Here is a 19,722-nt window from a genome sequence, read left to right on the forward strand (position 1 = left end):
CACTGATGCAAAAATCATAGACATTGCGCTTAAATATGGTTACGATTCCCCGGACAGTTTCACGAAAGCGTTCTCACGTTTCCATGGCGTTACACTACTGCTGTGCGAAGAGACGGGGCAATGATTAAAATGTTCGCCCCTCTAAAAATTAAATTTTCACTGAAGGCGGTTATATTATGGATTACAAGATTGTTGAAAAAGACTTTTACTGTTGTGGGGTATCGGGAAATATCAAGTACGACAGTGCGGGCTGAAGAGATACCGAAATTTTGGACTAAGCACTATCAGCCGACGCGGACACTATAGGCGGGAATTATGGCATCTGCGTATGTATGGGGTGAGTATTGACGAAAGCATGGAAGGCAATGAATTCGAATACCTGATCGCAGATAACTATGATCCGTCGGCAGAGACATGAGGGTCTTGCCACAAAGATCATTCCCAGGCACACAGGGCCGTCTTGCCTGTAAAGGACCAATGCCCGTTTCCCTGCAGGATGTAAATAAAAAATCTTTTCAGAATGGCTGCCAAACTGCAAAGATTATGAAATCGCTGCAGGGTATAATATTGAAATGTACAGCGACTGCACAGATTTTGCAGACGGTACACAGGATGAGAACTATTACAGCGAAATCTGGATACCTGTTAAAAGGAAATAGCGAAAGGCTGATTTACAGGGGCGGTATTATTGCCGCCCCATCCTCACATCACAAGCTGCAGGATCATCTGCACCAGCCAGAAGCCACAGAACAACAGCATTCCCAAATTTACCACAATCGTTTTAAATCGTTTTCCTTTCGGTATCGTCACTTCTCCGGGCATAAGTCTGAATTTTCTGCGAAAAACGATCAACAGTACAATTCCGGCTATCACAATCCCAAATATCAACAGCACATATCCCCCTGCCAGGGCAATTCCCGGCAATACAGACTGCATTGCGGCCATTCCCTCTGCCGGGCTGTTCTGATATAACTCCACTGCCTTTTCCATCTCGCCAACATCAAAGGCTTCCATCACCCAGGTTGCGACCACGCTTCCCAGGAAATTAATCAGCATATGCAGTATGACCGTATACCGGATTCTCCCGGTTTTTACATAGATGAAAGCAAAGAAGATTCCCAGCAGGAATGCGTAGGCAAACTGATTCAGATTACCGTGAAACAGTCCGAACATCAATCCCGAGATCAAAACAGCCACGCCTTCCCCGTATACTGCTGTCCGGTCAATCAAAAGCTTACGGAATATAAATTCTTCGTAAACAGGTGCACAGAGTACCATTAGCACAAAAATAACCCAGCGGTTTGTACCGACCACGGCATCCGCCATAACATTGCTCACCCCGGACCCTTTTAAAAAACCGATGATCGCAGTTATGAATGTCCCCGCCAGATTACTCACATATAGAATCGCATAAGACATGATAAAAGCCACTGTCATCTGCCCCGCCGACATCTGCCGCTGAGTTATCACTTTTTGTGGCTTCACACGGGTTATGATTAAAATCATCAGAGGCATCGCAACCAGATACATCGGCAGCGAACTCACCAGCAGGGAACCCGTATTGTTCCCCAGCCATTCTGGTTTCCACCAGCTGATCAGCACGACAGACACTCCCTGTATTGCAACAATCAGTAATGTCCCTATAAAAAATGCTATTCCAATCTTAGAAAAGTATTTCCTGTCCTGTCTCGTCACAACCGGCATTTCCCGCAATCCCAAATCCTCCTGCATCATATTCCTCCCATCAAAGCAGATTATGTTTTATTATAACATATCATTCGTGTGCAGAACGATATACCCGGTAAATTTTTATCATTTATTTAAGGAAAGAAAAGAAAATCTTAAGATTCTTCCTGTATACTGCCGTTAGAGAGGTGAGTATATGGATAAGATATCAATTGTCATACCATGTTTTAATGAGGAGGAGGTACTCCCGGCATATTTCGAGGCAATGGAGAAAGTAATGGGTCAGATGGACTCATGCAGTTTTGAGCTGCTGTTTATCGATGACGGTTCCAGCGACCGTACTCTTCCGGTTTTAAAAGAACTGAATCAAAAGGACAAGCGCTGCAAATACTTTTCATTTTCCAGAAATTTTGGAAAAGAGGCCGCTATCTATGCTGGTCTTTCCAATGTTTCAGGAGATTATGTTGCAGTTATGGACGCAGATCTTCAGGATCCCCCGTCGCTGCTGCCGAAAATGTATCAGATTTTGAAAACCGAAGACTACGACAGTGTCGCTACGAAGCGTTCCAACCGCGACGGAGAGCCCGTGGTCCGTTCGTTTTTATCCAGGGAATTCTACCGGTTCATCAACCGTATTTCCAGGACTGAAATCGTAAACGGCGCCAGAGACTACCGTTTGATGAAGTCCGGTATGGCAAAAGCCGTTGTCTCAATGAGCGAATATAACCGTTTTTCCAAGGGAATCTTTGAGTGGGTTGGGTTTCGCACCAAATGGCTGGAGTATCCGAATATCGAACGGGCAGCAGGCGAGACCAAGTGGTCTTTAAAAAAACTGTTCTGTTATTCACTGGAGGGAATCACCGGTTTTTCTGTTGCACCGCTGTCGCTGGCATCGTTTGCCGGTGTTGCGTTCTGCGGCCTTGCATTCCTGATGATCATCATTATCATAATAAAAACACTATTGTTCGGCGACCCGGTCGGCGGTTGGCCGTCACTTGCCTGCCTGATATTTTTTGTCAGCGGGATTCAGCTGTTTTGTACAGGTATTGTGGGACAATACCTCGCCAAAACATATTTGGAATGTAAACACAGGCCAATTTTTATTTTAAAGGAATCCAGCGAAAAAGCAGTTGAATGCCAGAACGCCGGAGGGAACCCTTATGAAGCAGCATGACGATACTTTTAGCAGAAACAAGCACATTATGTGCGGTGTTCTGCTAGCATCCGTCCTGATTCTTGGCTGTGCCTGCGTGCTGAGTAACGGCATTTTCGGTTCCAAAGTAGACTGGATCAGCCAGCACAGCGTACTGCCGGATTATTTCCGGCAGCTGTTCTATAAGACAGGGCAGCTTTTTCCAAATTTTGCTCCGGACATCGGCGGAGGGCAGAACATCTATAATTTTTCTTATTACGGTTTGTTCAGCCCGCTGATCCTGATGTCGTATATGCTTCCATTCGTGAAGATGGCAGATTACATCATGGCCGTCAGTGTTCTCGGGCTTGCAGCTTCTGTTTACCTGTTTTATACCTGGCTGGTAAAACGGGGTTTTTCGGTCTGGATCAGCTTTAGCTGCTCACTGTTGTTCCTGCTGGCAGCTCCCATGATTTATCACTCTTATAATCAGTGGATGTTCATAAATTACATGCCATTTCTGTGTCTTGGTTTTCTGGGAACAGACCGCTTGGTCGACCGGCGCAGGTCCGGATTGCTGATCGTGGCTGTATTTCTGATGATCATGACGAGCTTCTACTTTTCAATAGGCGGTATGGGTGCTCTATTTTTATATGGACTGCACCGCTTTCTTCAGGAAAACAAAGCACCGCTCACTGCTTCCCTGTGGATACAGAGTATTACCAGGCTTCTGTGCCCCCTGATAGCCGCAGTATGCATGGCCGGCATTTTGCTGATACCTTCAGCAGCCGCGATTTTCGGGAGCAGCAGACCGTCTTCGCAGACCGTCTCCGCCGCACAGCTGCTGATACCGGAACTGAAAATCATGCGCCTTCTGTACAGCCCCTATGGACTGGGGCTGACTTCACTTGTCGTGACAGTTCTGATAACAGGAGCGTTCTGGAAGAGGGCAGGCGAGCGGATTTTAATCTGGGGACTGATCGCCCTTTTCATAATCCCTGCCGCAGGATATCTGCTGAACGGCGGACTGTATGAAAAGGATAAGGTGTTTATTCCCTTTCTCCCGCTTCTATGCTATGTTATTGCATATTATATGAAGAAGGTATATCAGGTCAAAGCCAACGGCTCTTTCCGGGCAAAAATGCTGTACCTGCTGCCATATCTGTTCGTCATTTTTTTATTGTTTATCAGCAGACATCAGGAGCAATACCAGAATTACTGGAAGTTTATCCTTATCGACGCAGCCGTTCTGCTTGCAGCGATTTGTCCCTGTCTCTATCTGAATAAACTGACCGCACCTCTTCCGGTACTCCTGTCATGCGGCTTTCTGTTCAGTTACTGCATGATCTATCACGGTGCCGCAGATATGGCCGTATCACGTGAATTTTATGAGGAACTTACCAGTTCCGATATTTCTGATACGATTTCCTCCATCGGCGATGATCTGTCCGGATTTCGTCTGGAACAGAGCGGAACGCACACAGAAAATTCTGCAAACTTTAACAGGGTGCATGCTGACGGTCAGAAGATCTCCTCTCTGTATTCTTCAGCCTGCAACCCGTATTACAGAACATTCCGTGAGGAAACATTTGATCTGGAACAGCCTTATCGCAACTATCTCATGCAGGGCGTATCCCAGAATCCCCTGTTTCGACGGCTGATGGGAGTAAAATATATCCTGAGTGAGGATGCACAGTTCGATTATCAAAAACGGAGCACTGAAAACGGCATATCTGTCTGGGAAAATAGAAATACAGCTCCCATCGGTTATGTCACTGACCGTCTGATCTCAGACCAGGATTACGAAAATTTAAGCTTTCCTCACAGTCAGCTCATATTTTCTCAGGCATCTGTTGTCCCGGATTCCAATATCCCGGCGTCAGGAAAGTCCGCTCAGAAAAAAATTGATGTCAGCGCCACACAGTTCGTTCTTCCGAAACAGAAGGACTCCGTCCTGGATATTCAGGCCACCGACTCAGGGTACGAGATTCACGCCGCTAAGAAAGCCAGGATCGATGTCCAGCTTCCGGATGGAACAAAATCGGGGGATCTGCTGTTTCTGCAGTTTCAGATAGAAAACCTGAATCCCGAAAAGGATATCTCCATCAAAATCGGCACAGTCAACAACAAGCTTACAAGTGTAAATCACGATTATTATAACAGTAATACCACTTTTACCTATGTACTCGGGATTGGAAACGGCAAAACCTCCCTTCCTGTCACATTCAAAAAGGGAGATTACCGGATCACTGATATGCACGCCTGCTCTGTCAGCTCAGATGTCCTGAACGACAACAGCCTTTACAGCCAGCCATTTCAAATCGACGAAGCCCAAAGCGGAGGTGATGTGATGACGGGTACTGTCACTGCAGAACAAAGCGGCTGGTTTATCAGCTCTGTCCCATATGACCGTAATTTTAAAATCACTGTTGACGGACAGACCGTCCAGCCGCAGAAAGTCAACACTGCATTCCTGGGATTCCCGCTTGCGCAGGGTGAACATCAGATTGAGATCCGTTACCGCGCCCCGGGAAAAACAGCCGGCTGGTTCTGCACTTTCACAGGAATTCTGCTCTGCATCTTCTGTGTGCGTCAGCGCCGGTCACCGTTAAATTCATGAACTGCATCAATCATTGCAACAATATTTTCCACCGGTGTACCGCATTGAACGATATGAATAGAATTAAATATATAACCGCCGCCCCAGAAAGTAATATCTTTACCGTATTCATCTTTCAGTCTCTGCGGATCCATCCCGAGTGCAGAGCACTGTACTGGATGGGGCGCCTTTTTAAAAAGCTAACCGGTTACGGCGTAAGGGATTATAAGCTCACTGCACTTTCGGATACATCGGAATTTAAAGCCGGACAATACTAATCTAATAAAAAACCGGATACATAAAACCTGCAGCCGCAGGCCTTATGTATCCGGTACTTTTATTTCTTTTTTATCCGATCCGAAGTTTGAATTTCTGAATTTCCTTTTCGCTGAACACACGGTCAATATCTGCGCCAAGCCCTCTGAGTTTTCCTTCAAAATCCTCATAGCCGCGCTGAATATACATGATATCATCTACCGTTGTGATGCCGTCAGCCGCCAGTCCGGCTATTACAAGTGCTGCTCCCGCACGAAGATCCGGTGCACTTACTCTGGCACCCGTAAGGCGGTCCACACCGTCTATAATCGCAGTATTTCCTTCCACTTTGACATCTGCTCCCATACGCGCAAGCTCATCAGCATATTTAAATCGGTTCTCGAAAATACTTTCGGTTACAATACTTGTCCCGTCTGCGAGCGCAAGTACAACCGCCATCTGCGGCTGCATATCCGTCGGAAATCCAGGATAAGGCAGTGTTTTCACATGCGTTCTTCTGAGACGCCGGGAAGCGATCACACGAATGGTATCGTCAAACTCTTCCACCTCACATCCGATCTCCTCCAGCTTCGCTGTCGTCGCCTCAAGATGCTTCGGTATCACATTTTTAAGCAGAATATCTCCCTTGGTAGCCGCCGCTGCCATCATATAGGTTCCCGCTTCGATCATATCCGGGACAATAGAATAATCGCTGGCGTGCAGTTTGTCCACACCTTTGATACGAATGACATCCGTACCCGCACCTTTAATATTAGCTCCCATACTGTTCAGGAAATTGGCAACGTCAACAACATGCGGTTCTCTGGCGGCGTTTTCGATTATGGTCCTTCCTTTTGCCATGGAAGCAGCCATCATGATATTTATCGTTGCGCCTACCGATACCATATCCAGGAAGATATGATTTCCGTTTAATTCATTGGCTCTCGCCACGATCGCACCGTGCAGGATATCAACAGATGCGCCGAGCGCACGGAACCCTTTTAAGTGCTGGTCAATCGGACGGCTTCCGATATTGCAGCCGCCGGGAAGCGGTACTTCCGCTTTCTTGTATTTGCCAAGCAGTGCGCCTAACAGATAGTAGGACGCACGAATTTTTTTAATATATTCGTAATCAACACTGATATCGCCAATTGTAGCTCCGTTGATGGTCACCGTATGGCGGTCAACACGTTCAACTGTTGCCCCGATTCTTTCAATCGCTTCCAGCAAAACATTAATGTCTCTGACATCCGGAAGATTATCGATACGCACTGTTTCATCCGTCATAATTGCCGCAGCCAAAATAGCGAGCGCTGCATTTTTTGCTCCACCGATTTCTACCTCTCCAACCAGCGGATTGCCACCTCTTATTATATATTGTTCCATATTCCACCTCGGATTTTTCTTGTATCTGCAGCCCTGAGACTGCCCATACAACCAATCAATGTATTAATTAGCATACCGCATATGTTATAATAATTCAATTGTTTTGTAAAAAAAAATTAAAATTTTTATAAAATTAATGTATCGAGAATCACCTGCAGCGTCTCCTCAATTCCTTTATTTTCTTCATCAACAATCAAATCTGCATATTGCTCATACAACACCGTGCGCTCCTCATAAATATCCCAAAGAGTTTGTCCTTCTTTCTGCACTACCCCTCTACCTCTTAGGTTATGCAGACGCCTCTTCAAAGATGCATAGGAAAGCCGTAAATAAATAATTGTTCCGATTTCCCGGAGGTGTTCCATCGCCTCTTTTCCGTATACTACACTCCCTCCTGTAGCAATTACGGTGCGATACGCATCAATGGACGCATTGACTCTGTTTTCAATCAAAATGAACCCGTCTGTCCCTTCTTCTGCGATGATTTCCTTCAGCAGACGGTTTTCCTGCTGCTGGATCAAAAGATCAGCATCCAGAAACTGATATCCGATTTCCTTTGCCAGAATCACGCCTATTGTGCTTTTTCCAACACCCGGCATTCCGATTAATACAAGATTGTTCTTTTCTTTTTTCATGTTCCCCTAGCCTTTTGCATGCTAAATACGTCTATAGTTTAGCATAATTGAAAAATTCTTTCAACATGAATGTACGTTCTGGACATTCGTAACAAAGAACCGGGGATTTTTATTAAGATTTAAGAAAATACAAATATAAAATTAAGATATCAGCGGTAGAATAAACGTATTCTTAACCCGCAGGAGGTCAGACAATGCTTTCGTATCTGCTGATGGAATTATCATGTACGACACCTGTTATTATCTTAACAGGTATGTTATGTTATTTTGTTATGCGCATTTTTAAGTGTACCGTAAAAGGTGTCCATATTTTAACTGTCACTTTATTTTCTGCCATCCTGATTCTTATTTTCGATATCACGGGACTCCCCAGCTTCTATGACATGCGGTGGGGAGATGCAGGAATCAATCTGGTGCCCTTTGTTGATTTTCCGGAAGGTATGTTCCAGTATGGCATGAATGTGCTTCTTTTTCTGCCCGTGGGTTTCTTTTTGCCGCTTTTATGGCAGAAATTCAAATCCCTTTTACGGACGCTGCTGACCGGTCTCAGTCTGTCTCTGGCTATTGAGCTGCTTCAGCTTTTTACTTTCCGCGCTGTCGATATTGACGATCTTATGATGAATACACTCGGTGCAGCGGCTGGATATCTGATCTGGGGGATGCTTCAGAAAATTTTTCCTGTCTTCCTGTCACATTTTTGCAGTGGAAACTGCCGATTTTGGGAAAAACACGGGTGGCTGGTCTGCATCGCAGGATGTCTTCTGCTGAATTATTTTATTATTCCGCTTCAGTATGGTTTTGTATATAATCTGTTATGGGCATAAAGGCAGTACAGATGCAGAGGATCCGGATTACCGGCTGTAATTCAGACCCTCTCTCAGCTGCCCTATGCCTGTTGCGTGGAATCCGTGATAAGAATTGCTCTCATCAGTGTTTCCTCTGTGATCTCATCACCCACGAGTTCTCCTGTCAGATTACCCTGTGCGATTGTCAGTACCCGGTTGCTGATTCCCATGACCTCCGGCATCTCCGAGGAAATGATGATGACCGCCAGCCCTTCTTTCTCCGCCAGCTCTGCGATCAGTCTGTATATCTCTGATTTCGACCCTACATCAATACCACGCGTCGGCTCATCCAGAATCAACAGTTTCGGTCCGATTGTCATCCATTTTCCAAGGACAACTTTCTGCTGATTACCACCGGAAAGATTTCCAACCGGCTGCTCAGGACTCGGAGAACTGATCTGCAGTTTATCATGGTATTCCTTATAAATCTCATACGACGCCTTCATATCCACAAAACCGGCTTTTGAGATCATCGGCAGTTTCGCCAGCGCCATGTTGTCACGGCACGACTGCTCCAGCACCAGGCCCTGTTCCTTACGGTTCTCCGTAACAAACCCGATCTTTGCCTTTACCGCATCCACACTGGACCGGATCTTCTGCTCCTTGCCTTCCAGGTAGATCTTTCCCGAATCCGCCTTGCGGATACCGAAGATCGTCTCCATGATCTCTGTACGCCCCGCTCCTACCAGGCCGTAGAATCCCACAACCTCCCCGGCATGAACGTTAAAGGAAATATCCTTAAAATATCCCTTCAGGGACAGGTTTTCTACCCGCAGCACTTCTTCCTTCGGGTTCCACTTACATTTATAGTAGTAATTGTCAAGGGAACGGCCGATCATACTGTTTACGATGTCGTCCAGCTCGATGTCTTTGGTCACAAATTCACCGGTCGGTTTTCCATCCCTCATCACCAGCACGCGGTCGCTGATCTCGAAAATCTCATCCATCTTGTGGCTGATATATACCATACCAACACCCTGGGTTTTCAGTTTGTTGACAATCTTAAACAGAGAATTCTTTTCTTTTTCTGTCAGGGAAGACGTCGGCTCATCCAGCACGAGGATCTTTGCACCCAGGGCGATTCCACGGGCGATCTCCACCATCTGCTGCTGTGCGATCGGCAGTGCTGAGATCGTGTCCGTCGGTTTTGCCGGGCACTCCAGTTCATCCAGAACCTTCTGTGCATCCGCATTCATCTTCTTCCAGTCAATCCTGCCGCCTTTTTTCGGCAGGCTGCCCAGATACAGGTTCTCTGCTACGGTTAAATCCATTACTAAGGATAATTCCTGGAAAATTAAGACAACACCATCATTCTTCGCCTCAATAGGACTATTGTAGCGAACAGGTTTCCCCTGGTAAATGATCTCACCCGAACCCTCATCAGCGTGGTATACTCCGGAAAGCACTTTCATCAGTGTTGACTTTCCCGCACCGTTCTCTCCGCACAGTGCCAGTACCTCGCCGTATTTCAGATTCAAATGAGCATGATCCAATGCCTTAACACCGGGAAAAGTTTTACTGATATCTTTCATTTCAAGAACATATTCATTGCTCATTTACATTTCCTCCGGTTTTACATTCAAATTTAACGTTACTCAAGGTTCGCTTTTTTGGTTTTCTTATGCATCATGACCTTATCCAGGTACAGGACCCCGATCATGATCAGGCCCGTCACCAGACGGTTCACGTATGTCTGTACGTTCAGAAGGTTCATCATATTGTTGATCACTCCCAGCAGCATGATACCTCCTAAGGTATACCAGATGTTTCCTACTCCCCCTGTCAGCTTACATCCGCCCAGTACAACGCCCGCAATTACCAGCATGTGCATATCCGGCCATCCCAGCGTCGGGGTCGAGGATCCTGCAAACGCTGCATACAGGATTCCTCCCAGTGCTCCTGTAAAACCGCAGATCACAAAGTTGATAAACGTTGTCCGTTTATAATTGATTCCTGCATTAAACGCAGAGTTCTCGTTTCCTCCTATCGCATAGGTATTTCGCCCATGTGTCGTATATTTCAGCACATAGTGCGCCAGAAGCAGCAGTACGATGAAGATAATGCTGATATACGATAACGGCCCGATCTTTCCCGCTCCGAAATCAATGAATGCCCACCCTGCATCCGTATGGTTCGGGATCAGGGACTGCTCCGCATGGTATATGTATCCGAATCCCCGGCACCCAAGCATCATCGCCAGGGTAACGACGAATGCGTTGATTCTTGCATATGCTACCAGGAATCCGTTGATGGCACCTACCAGGCACCCTACCAGCAATGCCACGATGATTCCGGGGATCATTCCGATGCTCCCTTCCAGGCCGCAGGCAAGGGATGCTGCCAATGCTACCAACGTACACGTTGACATATCAAAGTAGCTGTTGATGATTACAAATGTCATACCTATCGCCATAATACCCTTCATGGCGTTCTGGTTAAAGACGTTGAACAGGTTGTTCACGTTCAGGAATCCAGGCACGAAGATGACTGCAAATACGAAAAATACAATCCAGATTGGTATGATCGTGTTCTTAGACAGAAATTTTTTAATGTTTCCCCAGCTCATTTACACACCCTTCTTTCTTTTTGTCATGATATCCATATATACCGCTATCAGAATTACTACACACTGTGCCACCCACTGCAGGTAATAAGGCAGACCCACGATCACGAATCCGTTTTTCAGGATACCAAGGATCATCACTCCCACGAAAGTCTTATAGACACTTCCGCTTCCTCCGCTTAAGGATGCACCTCCAAGGATGACTCCTGAGATAACATCAAATTCATAAGTTTCACCGATCGTAGCCTGCGCCGCCGCACCCCGCGAACACAGCATGATCGCACCCACTGCCGTCGCAAGGCCCGACAGTACAAACGTCTTCAGGATCACCAGCTTATCGTTGATTCCACTGTAACGGCACGCTTCATCATTTCCTCCCACCGACATCACATGATGCCCGTATACGGTCTTGGTCAGCACGATTCCCATGATGATGATAAACAGCGCCATGATGATGGTGGAAATCGGGACCGGGCCGATACTTCCCTTTCCGATCTTCGTAAACCACGCGTTGCTGTCTGCCATCTGCACAAACTGGCCGTTCGTATACATCATCGCCAGCGCCTGCAGTACGTTCATCATACCCAGGGTAACGATCATGGAATTCAGCCTGAGATACCCGCACAGATATCCGCTGATCACACCGGATGCCATACCGACTACCAGCGTCACAAGGATCGCCGGGACCGGCCCGATCTTGTCATGCAGGTCAATACAGATGACGCTGCACAGTGACAGCAGGGAGCCGACGGACAGGTCGAAGTTCCCTCCGATGATGACGAATGTCATACCTGCACCCATTACGGCGATGGTGGCCACCTGCCTGAAAATCAGAACAAAGTTGTCTGGCGTACGAAACTGTTTGGATATTACCGCAAATACCACATAGACCAGTATCATCGCAAACACTATACCCTGCTTTTTCAGAGTGGTCAAAAAATTCTTGTTGCTTTGAGACTCCATTACACATAACCTCCCTCTAATAGTTTTTTATAGCAGAAAGACCGATCGTTTACACAAGGGCCAGACGCCCTCTCAAATCGGTCTCTCTGCACTGGAACAAAATAAAATTATTTCTCTCCGTTAAATTCTTTCACTGCGTCTAACATCGCCACAATATTTTCCACCGGCGTATTTGCCTGAATGATATGTACAGCATTAAACACAAATCCACCGTCTTTTGCAAAAATCTCGCATCTTCTGAGCACCTGTTCGCGAACCTCTTCCGGTGTGCCAAAAGGCAGTACTTTCTGTGTATCCACACCACCTCCCCAGAACGTGATATCTTTGCCGAACTCATTTTTCAGCTCCTGCGGGTCCATTCCGTCCGCTGAGGTCTGCACTGGATTCAAAGCGTCAAATCCAGCCTCGATAAGCAGCGGTATCAGCGGCCGTACAGCACCACAATTATGTTTTAAGATCTTCCAGTTCGTATTTTCGTGTATCCAGTTATTCGCCTTTTTATAATACGGCATATAAACTTCACGGAATACATCCGGGGATACGAACAGACTGTGCTGATGGGAAAGATCTGCAGCGCAGGTAAATGCCACATCTATCATATCTCCGCATACTTCATTCACCCGGCGCAGGTTCTCAATCGCAATATCCATCTGCCTGTCAAACAGCTCTTTTACAAAGTCCTCTCTTAAAAGCGGGGACATGTACCAGTCTGTATAATTACGAATTCCTTTTGGGTGTTTCAGCCCTACGCCCGGAATATCTGCCGCATCACCGAGTCCCATACCCGGTGCTGCCAGAATTACTGATCGGTTTTGACGGCAGCCGGCTTCTGCCTGCTCTTTGATATACTGCAGGTTGTCATCATCCAGTAATGTCCATTCCTCCAGATTGTCCTGCGGATCCAGGTCATCATCGTCAAATGGTTCCTGACGGATAATAGCATCAAAGTAGACTGATTTTGCAGGCATATGTCCGGAAGCCGGAATACTCAAGTCGCCCTGAGGATGAATATAATATCCGCCTTTACCATCCGGCTGTGGATTGAACCCTTCCGGCACCAGGATCGTCTGCCCATCGGGGTTAATCCACTCTTTTACTTTATCCCTTGGAAATCCAAACATCGTCCCTTTGGGAAATGCAGATGCGGTATCAACCCCCATGACATCTGCCAGGTCCTCTTCAATCATACCCGCCATAATGTAAACATCCACAACGGTAACCGGACGTTTTTCCAGTCCATAATACTCTCTCAGTCCTTCAATACAGCTTACATGCATTGTGGAATCATTGATTCCGCCAAAATCAACCGCCACTTTATCCGGCTGTCTGTGATTTAAAGTTGTCTGTACCCGTTCTCTGTGTGTCATCATATTTTAAATCCTCCGCTAAATTTTATAGTGAATGCAAGCTTTACCACGCTTCCATTGTTCCCTTCAGGGAATCTGCTGTATCTGCCGTCGCCAACGGTGTCTCAATGCTGTTATCAAAGTTCTCCGGTTCCTCACCGTCTGCCAGCCTGATCGCCATATCCAGTGCGGTCTCTGCATCAAAATACGGGGACTGCATAACGGTAGCCGCAATCTTTCCGTCTTTTACATAATCAAGGGTTCCAAAGCTTCCGGAGGCTCCTGCATATACTTTCACATCATCCTGTCTTCCGGCTGCCTCAACAGCGTTCCATGCACCGTAAGCTCCATTATCATCATATACATAGATGGCATCGAGCTCACCTTTTCCATATTTAATCAGGTAATTTTCTGCAATCTGCTGGCACTTTTCACGGTTTCCTTCCCCCGTCTGGCTGTCCAGGATCTGAATGTTTGTTCCTTCTATGCCCTCTTCCAGCCCCTGAGAACGTTCCAGTGCGGCAGAGTACCCTGCAGGCCCTGCTATCTCCACAATTTTGGCATCTTCACCAATCTGTTTTACCATTTCCTGTGCAGTCTGCTTACTTTCCTCAATACAGGAAGGGCCAACATGGCATTTAATAAATTCGTCCCCCGATTCTGCAATTCTTGTATTCGCTGACATGCATGGGATACCTGCTTTGTTGGCAGCCCTTGCTGATGCCACGGCTGCTTCACTGTTGACCGGCCAGATGATAATACTGTCACATTTCATGTTGATCAGATCCTGCACCTGGTTGGCCTGTGTAGTTGCATCTCCTTTAGGATCGAGAATCTGAAGATCCACACCTTTTTCCTTGGCGTATGCTACCATAGTGTCATAATAAGATGTCTGGTATGGGTCCTGTCCTGCATAATTTACTACCATGCCTATCTTATAAGATCCGTTTGATTCCGGCTGCTGTTCACCGGTACTGCCGTCCTGTGATTCTTCTTTGGAAGCTGCCGTATCTCCTGCCGGAGCTGCTGCCTGTTTGTCGCTGGAACCTCCGCCGCATCCGGTAATCACCATAGCTGTAATAACTGCTGTACAAAGTATTGCCAATAATTTTTTCCTCATTTTTTTCCTCCGTCTTTTCTGATGATTTTCCTTTACTTTCCAAAACATGCTTTTCTTATTTTTTTCTAATCCCCCCTCAATTTTTTTCACTTCTTTTCTTTGTTCACATTGTAGCCTTTTACTGATAGAAATACATCAGAAATACTTTCAGAAAAATATTGAATTCTTACTATTCTTAGAATATACTCAACTGTAAGGGTGCACCCATACTATTGTGATTTTAACCAAAAGGAGAATTGCCCATGATTCGAAACATCAGAAATGTGCCCGGTGTTATGCCGACGTCGCTTGAATATTCATACAATCCCACCAACACTGCCCGGGAACTGTTTTTGTACATTGAATATATTGGACATGCGTACTGTTCACAGGATTATTCGGTAATACGGACAAATTACTGCCACTATCTGCTCATGTACGTGCAGAGCGGAAAGGCAGTAGTGTCTACGGATAAGCAGACATATGAAGTGGAACCCGGTGAGGCTTTTCTGATTGAAACACAAAAGCCCCATATCTATGGGGCCCTCGGTTCACTCGAATCTTACTGGATTCATTTTAACGGAAAGAATTTTCATCCTTTTTTTGAACATATGATCATGGCGAACCGCAATCAGCATGTATTCAACCTGAAAAACAATCCGGTATTCCTCTGGAAGCTTCAGGATATGTTAAGCACTTTCGAATTCAACAAACAAAACCCGGAGATCATCATGTCTGCTAAACTGTATGAGCTGCTCGGTCTGATGCTGGTAAACTCCACAAGCGGCAATGCGGATAACATGGGAGAGCTCGCACTGTATATCAACCGGAACTATCACAAAGTACTTTCACTCGAGAAACTCGCAAAAAGAACAGGCTTAAGTGTTTCCCGGTTTTGTACGCTGTTCAAAAAAGAAACCGGGTATTCTCCATATCAGTATATCAAGAATACCCGGCTGCACGCCTCCCGCAAATACCTGACCAGTACGACCTGTTCAATGGACGAGATCGCTTCTTACGTTGGATTTGCGGATGCCTCCTCTTATATCGCCGCATTCCGCCATAAGTACGGAATCACTCCTCACCAGCTCAGAAAGCGGCTGAATTCACGTTAACATAAAGTTTTTTGATGTCACTGCCGTCTGAGAAGGGACCTGGAATTGGCGTGACGCCCCGGAACTTCCCAAAGTAATCCTGCCGGAAAATGATGGGCGTCCCATCCGGATTCTCAAATTTCTGTTCCGGCTCGAATGCCTCACCCAGCGTTTCCGTACTGATAAACGGTATCTCCAGCTGAGGCAGATAGTCATAGAGGTTTGTCTCAAGCGTATAGTTTCCGTTGTTCTCAGTCAATGCCATCTCAATGCTGTGCTCTGTGTCTGTATGGTAGTTTTCCTCCGTGTCACAGGGCTGTGCACCGTTGAAGTAAACATTTCCGCCTGTGTAAACCGGGAGATGCTGATAATATAAATCTTTATTATTACCGTCGCAGGTCGTCTCAGGAGTAAATCTGCTGAAGTATTCCTCCCCCGTCGGATACCCGTCATACGGCTTTGTCCCGCAGATAAAATGACATTTCGTGATCCCGCTGTCATGTCTTTCTTCGGCAAATGCAGCCAGGTCTTCACGGATACCCTGTTGTACAAATATATTATTATAAATTCTCACATCTCCGTGGAGTATCGTCATAAAGCCGGCCACCTCCGTGCGGTGCGGCATATGATACGGCGTATAACGAGGAGACGGAAGCGTCCGGCTTCCATTATCCGTCCCTTCCCCAACCCAGGTAAAAGATCCGCCGATCAGATTATGTACCAGTGCTATTCCCTGTGCACTGATGCGGCATGAGCAGTCAGATAGCAGCAGATTATGATCGATCAGCGTGGGGCCGTGAGACACTTCCACAAACAGATCCTCCGCAAGCGCAAGGCCATCGGCAATCCTGGTCCCCCTGGGCGGGACATTATCATGAAACAGATTTTGTGTCACCCGGGTACCCTGCACCTGCCAGTCCAGCCAGATCCCGCGGGTACAATGGTGGATATGATTTCTCCGGAAGATCACGTCGATCGCCGCATGCATTTTGATGCCTCCGATCTCTGCGCCCGCCAGGTCCTGCTTGTTATTAATATGGTGGATATGATTATCTTCTATAATAGAGAATACACCGCCCAGATGCCCCACAATCCCTGTCTGGCCGCAGTCGTGGATATCACAGCGCCGGATAATATGTGACCCGACTGTTTCCTTTGACCAGCCTTCCGCCTGCGCCTGACAGATGATCTCGCGCTCCGTCTGCGCCCCGTCTTTCAGGCAGAATCTGGACCACTTATTGTCATTTTCCGGCTGCAGATATTTGCCAAGAGAAATACCGGAACACCGGGAATGTGATATTTCACAGTCCTCAATAATCCATCCTTTGGACCAGTGGGGTCCGACCATCCCTTCCTGCCAGGCTGTCGGAGGTGCCCATGTTGTCGCCGCCTGTTTTACGGCAAACCCGGATAACGTGATATAGTTTACTCCTGTCCTGTCCGGATAAAAACAATTGCGGCGCACGTTGATCTCAACATTTTCCAAATTTGGATCCACCCCCTGGAAATTCGCATAGATTACCGTATAATCACCATCCTGCTCAGTATACCAGGTATAAACGGTGAACGCCGGATCCCATGAAGACTCATATACGACAGGGTTAAGCACCCCTTCGATCTTCATAACTTCATACATGGATTTTCCATTCAGATAGACCTCTCCTGTGTGGACCGGTTCCAGTGCATAATACCAGTCACCGGATATCCGTGTCGTGTATGGATTATATCCTCCAAAGATGCCGTTCGAGATCCGCGCTTTCCACACATTTCCCTCATGTGGCACCCAGTTGTCAACACGTTCAGCCCCCGTGATCACGGCCCCCAGAGGCTGCTGTGATCTATATACAATGCGGTGCTGTTCATCTGTACCCCCATTTGCAGGATTTACTGCCTCCCGGTAAATACCAGGGGCAACGATAATCTCATCACCTGCACAGGCGATCGCCGCAGCCTCGCCGATCTTCTGAAAAGGCTTTTGCTTTGTTCCGCAGCCGTTACCGGATGCATCAGCAGATACGTAATAAATCATGGTCATTCCTCCCAATGTCTCTTCTGATTTTTATCAGTATCATTGTAACCTTCAGATCGTCCGGAAACCATTGATTCATTCGCAGTCTTTCATTAAATATTTTGTCTTTTGGTCCGTTTATTCTTCCGGCATAATCTTGCGGATTACCTTTGCCGGAATCACACTTTTGTGAGGTGATACCTTTTTCACACATTGACTCCCATGCCTAAAAGGTAGTACACTGTTAATACAACTATTACGAAGGAAGAGGTGTTAAATCAATGCCAACAACCCGGACTGGCTCCAATCCGCTCGGCGTGGAACCGATCAACAAACTGCTTACCCGTTTTGCCGTTCCCAGTATCATCGCCATGCTCGTCAGTGCACTGTACAATATTGTCGACCAGCTTTTCATCGGCCACAGTGTGGGAACGCTGGGGAACGCTGCCACCAATATAGCCTTTCCACTGACTATCGTCTGTACTGCCCTGTCTTTAATGTGCGGTATCGGCGGAGCAGCAAACTTCAACTTATCACTTGGTCGTAATGAACCGGATGAAGCCCGGCGTTATGCCGGTAATTCGGTCTGTATGCTGTTTTCTTTAGGACTTCTGCTCTGCATTGTAGTCCGTATTTTCTTACAGCCATTAATGTTTCTGTTCGGTGCGACATCAGATATCATGGATTACTCTGTCACTTATACCAGCATTACTTCTCTGGGTTTTCCGTTCCTGATTCTGACGACGGGAGGATCCAATCTGATACGTGCAGATGGAAGCCCCAGATTTTCCATGGTCTGCACCCTGACTGGTGCTGTCATCAATACGGTTCTGGATCCATTGTTTATCTTCGGATTTAACATGGGGATGGCTGGTGCCGCCCTTGCAACGATCATCGGTCAGATCATCTCCGGAATTATGGTCATTGTCTATCTGACCCGTTTTAAGACGGTACAGCTCACGCTGAAGTCACTGCTCCCATCTCTTAAACATTGCCGGGACATCGTGACACTTGGCATGGCACCCTGTTTTAACCAGGTCGCCATGATGGTTGTACAGATTGCGATGAACAATATTCTGCGGCATTACGGTGCCCAGTCAAACTACGGCAGTGAAATTCCTCTTGCCTGCGCCGGGATCATTACCAAAGTCAACATGATTTTTTTCTCATTATGCATTGGCATTTCTCAGGGGCTGCAGCCCATTGTCAGTTTCAATTACGGCGCAAAAAAATACCGCCGTGTCCGGGAAGCCTACATGAAGGCTGCTGCCGCTGCGACGATCGCCTCCTGTATCGCTTTCTTATGTTTTCAGTTGTTTCCGCGGCAGATCATCGGCCTGTTTGGTTCCGGTACGGAAGAATATTTTCATTTTGCTGAAGAATACTTCCGAATTTTTCTGTTCTTTACATTTATCAACGGCCTGCAGCCGGTTTCCGCCAATTTCTTTACATCGATCGGAAAGGCGGGAAAGGGTATCTTTCTGTCACTGACGCGGCAGATTATCTTTTTGCTGCCGCTGATCGTGATCCTGCCAATGGTCATGGGTATCGACGGGGTGATGTTCTCGGCACCGATCGCAGATTTTATGGCCGCCGTACTGGTCATATACTTTATGCGCAGAGAATTAAAAGAATTGACAGTCCTGTCAGCGTCCGAAAATACTGAGGCGGCTTAACCCGGCGGGCATTTCCATAAAGAAGAAAATCAACAGTATCTGTTAACTTAGATAAGTTATACGGATACTGTTAATTTTTTACAAAATTTTCATTCTAAAAGTTAAGATTATACTATTTTTAGACAAGATAAGCAAATGCTGTCTACATTAATAGATGCTAGAATAAATCTATCAAAGAGATTTGCCGGCACACTTTATAAAAGGAAAAAGGGGTAGTTACAATGAGAAAAAAAATGGTAACAAAAGTACTGGCGTTTGCAATGGCAGCATTAATGATGACCGGATGTCTTGCCGGCTGCGGTGATTCTGATAAGAAAACCCAAGATCAGGCAGCTGCCGGGAAGATGCGGCTGCAGATACCGGATTGACAATGCCGGAGAAGAAACGTCTTCTGATAAACGTATTCCGCGTTGGTTTCGTAAACATCGATAATGG

15 protein-coding genes and 1 pseudogene are annotated in these 19,722 nt (G+C 46.6%); 7 read left to right on the forward strand and 9 right to left on the reverse strand.

Features of this window, described 5'->3' with window-relative positions:
* Positions 1–659: pseudogene (locus MCG44_RS15045) on the forward strand (effector binding domain-containing protein); the annotation flags it as partial.
* Positions 660–702: 43 nt separating this feature from the next.
* On the opposite strand, the gene MCG44_RS14500 reads toward MCG44_RS15045, so the two are convergent.
* Positions 703–1,731, reverse strand: coding sequence for a CPBP family intramembrane glutamic endopeptidase (locus MCG44_RS14500; RefSeq protein WP_240288950.1), 1,029 nt, complete (start codon positions 1,729–1,731; stop codon positions 703–705).
* 151 nt (positions 1,732–1,882) lie between these two features.
* On the opposite strand from MCG44_RS14500, the gene MCG44_RS14505 reads away from it, so the two are divergent.
* Positions 1,883–2,860: a glycosyltransferase family 2 protein gene (locus MCG44_RS14505; RefSeq protein ID WP_240288951.1), complete on the forward strand. Its 978-nt coding sequence runs from the start codon at positions 1,883–1,885 to the stop codon at positions 2,858–2,860.
* A complete protein-coding gene (locus MCG44_RS14510; RefSeq protein WP_240288952.1) occupies positions 2,847–5,438 on the forward strand; it encodes a YfhO family protein in 2,592 nt (863 codons plus the stop codon). The genes MCG44_RS14505 and MCG44_RS14510 overlap by 14 nt, the downstream gene beginning before the upstream one ends.
* A gap of 327 nt (positions 5,439–5,765) precedes the next feature.
* Here MCG44_RS14510 and MCG44_RS14515 read toward each other — a convergent pair whose 3' ends face one another.
* Both MCG44_RS14515 and MCG44_RS14520 read right to left on the reverse strand, forming a co-directional pair.
* The gene (locus MCG44_RS14515; RefSeq protein ID WP_240288953.1) at positions 5,766–7,058 is read right to left on the reverse strand and encodes a UDP-N-acetylglucosamine 1-carboxyvinyltransferase; all 1,293 of its coding nucleotides are present in this window, start codon (positions 7,056–7,058) and stop codon (positions 5,766–5,768) included.
* Positions 7,059–7,183: 125 nt separating this feature from the next.
* On the reverse strand, positions 7,184–7,693 hold the full coding sequence (locus tag MCG44_RS14520) for a shikimate kinase (RefSeq protein ID WP_240288954.1): 510 nt from the start codon (positions 7,691–7,693) through the stop codon (positions 7,184–7,186).
* A 194-nt stretch (positions 7,694–7,887) separates the two neighbouring features.
* Between MCG44_RS14520 and MCG44_RS14525 the strand changes: the two genes are divergently transcribed.
* On the forward strand, positions 7,888–8,517 hold the full coding sequence (locus MCG44_RS14525) for a VanZ family protein (RefSeq protein ID WP_240288955.1): 630 nt from the start codon (positions 7,888–7,890) through the stop codon (positions 8,515–8,517).
* A gap of 62 nt (positions 8,518–8,579) precedes the next feature.
* On the opposite strand, the gene MCG44_RS14530 is transcribed toward MCG44_RS14525, so the two are convergent.
* The 5 genes from MCG44_RS14530 to MCG44_RS14550 all read right to left on the reverse strand — a co-directional run bounded on the left by MCG44_RS14530 (position 8,580) and on the right by MCG44_RS14550 (position 14,620).
* Positions 8,580–10,094 (reverse strand): sugar ABC transporter ATP-binding protein, encoded by a 1,515-nt coding sequence (locus MCG44_RS14530; protein ID WP_240288956.1) that lies wholly within the window; start codon positions 10,092–10,094, stop codon positions 8,580–8,582.
* A 35-nt stretch (positions 10,095–10,129) separates the two neighbouring features.
* Positions 10,130–11,104: an ABC transporter permease gene (locus MCG44_RS14535; protein ID WP_240288957.1), complete on the reverse strand. Its 975-nt coding sequence runs from the start codon at positions 11,102–11,104 to the stop codon at positions 10,130–10,132.
* Positions 11,105–12,064: an ABC transporter permease gene (locus tag MCG44_RS14540; protein ID WP_240288958.1), complete on the reverse strand. Its 960-nt coding sequence runs from the start codon at positions 12,062–12,064 to the stop codon at positions 11,105–11,107.
* Between the two features lie 107 nt (positions 12,065–12,171).
* Entirely contained in the window at positions 12,172–13,434 is a 1,263-nt protein-coding gene (locus tag MCG44_RS14545) for a uroporphyrinogen decarboxylase family protein (protein ID WP_240288959.1), read from the reverse strand.
* Between the two features lie 40 nt (positions 13,435–13,474).
* Entirely contained in the window at positions 13,475–14,620 is a 1,146-nt protein-coding gene (locus tag MCG44_RS14550) for a sugar ABC transporter substrate-binding protein (RefSeq protein WP_240288960.1), read from the reverse strand.
* A 152-nt stretch (positions 14,621–14,772) separates the two neighbouring features.
* On the opposite strand from MCG44_RS14550, the gene MCG44_RS14555 reads away from it, so the two are divergent.
* Complete coding sequence (locus tag MCG44_RS14555) at positions 14,773–15,624, forward strand: helix-turn-helix domain-containing protein (RefSeq protein ID WP_240288961.1); 852 nt, start codon at positions 14,773–14,775, stop codon at positions 15,622–15,624.
* Here the strand turns inward: MCG44_RS14555 and MCG44_RS14560 are convergent.
* Positions 15,599–17,632, reverse strand: a complete 2,034-nt coding sequence (locus MCG44_RS14560) for a right-handed parallel beta-helix repeat-containing protein (protein ID WP_240288962.1) — start codon at positions 17,630–17,632, stop codon at positions 15,599–15,601. The genes MCG44_RS14555 and MCG44_RS14560 overlap by 26 nt on opposite strands.
* Before the next feature lie 260 nt (positions 17,633–17,892).
* Between MCG44_RS14560 and MCG44_RS14565 the strand changes: the two genes are divergently transcribed.
* Both MCG44_RS14565 and MCG44_RS14570 read left to right on the forward strand, forming a co-directional pair.
* Positions 17,893–19,287 carry an MATE family efflux transporter gene (locus MCG44_RS14565; protein ID WP_240288963.1) on the forward strand — a complete coding sequence of 465 codons (1,395 nt, stop codon included), beginning with the start codon at positions 17,893–17,895 and terminating at the stop codon, positions 19,285–19,287.
* Positions 19,288–19,508: 221 nt separating this feature from the next.
* Positions 19,509–19,655 (forward strand): hypothetical protein, encoded by a 147-nt coding sequence (locus MCG44_RS14570; RefSeq protein WP_240288964.1) that lies wholly within the window; start codon positions 19,509–19,511, stop codon positions 19,653–19,655.
* The last annotated feature ends 67 nt before the right edge of the window (positions 19,656–19,722 follow it).

The sequence above is a fragment of the Lawsonibacter sp. OA9 genome (assembly GCF_022440585.1).

What these genes read in the sequence shown, in the direction of transcription:
- MCG44_RS14500 (WP_240288950.1), bottom strand. Translation starts at nt 1,731, where the DNA reads ATGCAGGAGGATTTGGGATTGCGGGAAATGCCGGTTGTGACGAGACAG.
- MCG44_RS14515 (WP_240288953.1), bottom strand. Translation starts at nt 7,058, where the DNA reads ATGGAACAATATATAATAAGAGGTGGCAATCCGCTGGTTGGAGAGGTA.
- MCG44_RS14570 (WP_240288964.1), top strand. Translation starts at nt 19,509, where the DNA reads ATGAGAAAAAAAATGGTAACAAAAGTACTGGCGTTTGCAATGGCAGCA.
- MCG44_RS14525 (WP_240288955.1), top strand. Translation starts at nt 7,888, where the DNA reads ATGCTTTCGTATCTGCTGATGGAATTATCATGTACGACACCTGTTATT.
- MCG44_RS14560 (WP_240288962.1), bottom strand. Translation starts at nt 17,632, where the DNA reads ATGATTTATTACGTATCTGCTGATGCATCCGGTAACGGCTGCGGAACA.
- MCG44_RS14520 (WP_240288954.1), bottom strand. Translation starts at nt 7,693, where the DNA reads ATGAAAAAAGAAAAGAACAATCTTGTATTAATCGGAATGCCGGGTGTT.
- MCG44_RS14510 (WP_240288952.1), top strand. Translation starts at nt 2,847, where the DNA reads ATGAAGCAGCATGACGATACTTTTAGCAGAAACAAGCACATTATGTGC.
- MCG44_RS14530 (WP_240288956.1), bottom strand. Translation starts at nt 10,094, where the DNA reads ATGAGCAATGAATATGTTCTTGAAATGAAAGATATCAGTAAAACTTTT.
- MCG44_RS14555 (WP_240288961.1), top strand. Translation starts at nt 14,773, where the DNA reads ATGATTCGAAACATCAGAAATGTGCCCGGTGTTATGCCGACGTCGCTT.
- MCG44_RS14545 (WP_240288959.1), bottom strand. Translation starts at nt 13,434, where the DNA reads ATGATGACACACAGAGAACGGGTACAGACAACTTTAAATCACAGACAG.
- MCG44_RS14505 (WP_240288951.1), top strand. Translation starts at nt 1,883, where the DNA reads ATGGATAAGATATCAATTGTCATACCATGTTTTAATGAGGAGGAGGTA.
- MCG44_RS14535 (WP_240288957.1), bottom strand. Translation starts at nt 11,104, where the DNA reads ATGAGCTGGGGAAACATTAAAAAATTTCTGTCTAAGAACACGATCATA.
- MCG44_RS14565 (WP_240288963.1), top strand. Translation starts at nt 17,893, where the DNA reads ATGCCAACAACCCGGACTGGCTCCAATCCGCTCGGCGTGGAACCGATC.
- MCG44_RS14540 (WP_240288958.1), bottom strand. Translation starts at nt 12,064, where the DNA reads ATGGAGTCTCAAAGCAACAAGAATTTTTTGACCACTCTGAAAAAGCAG.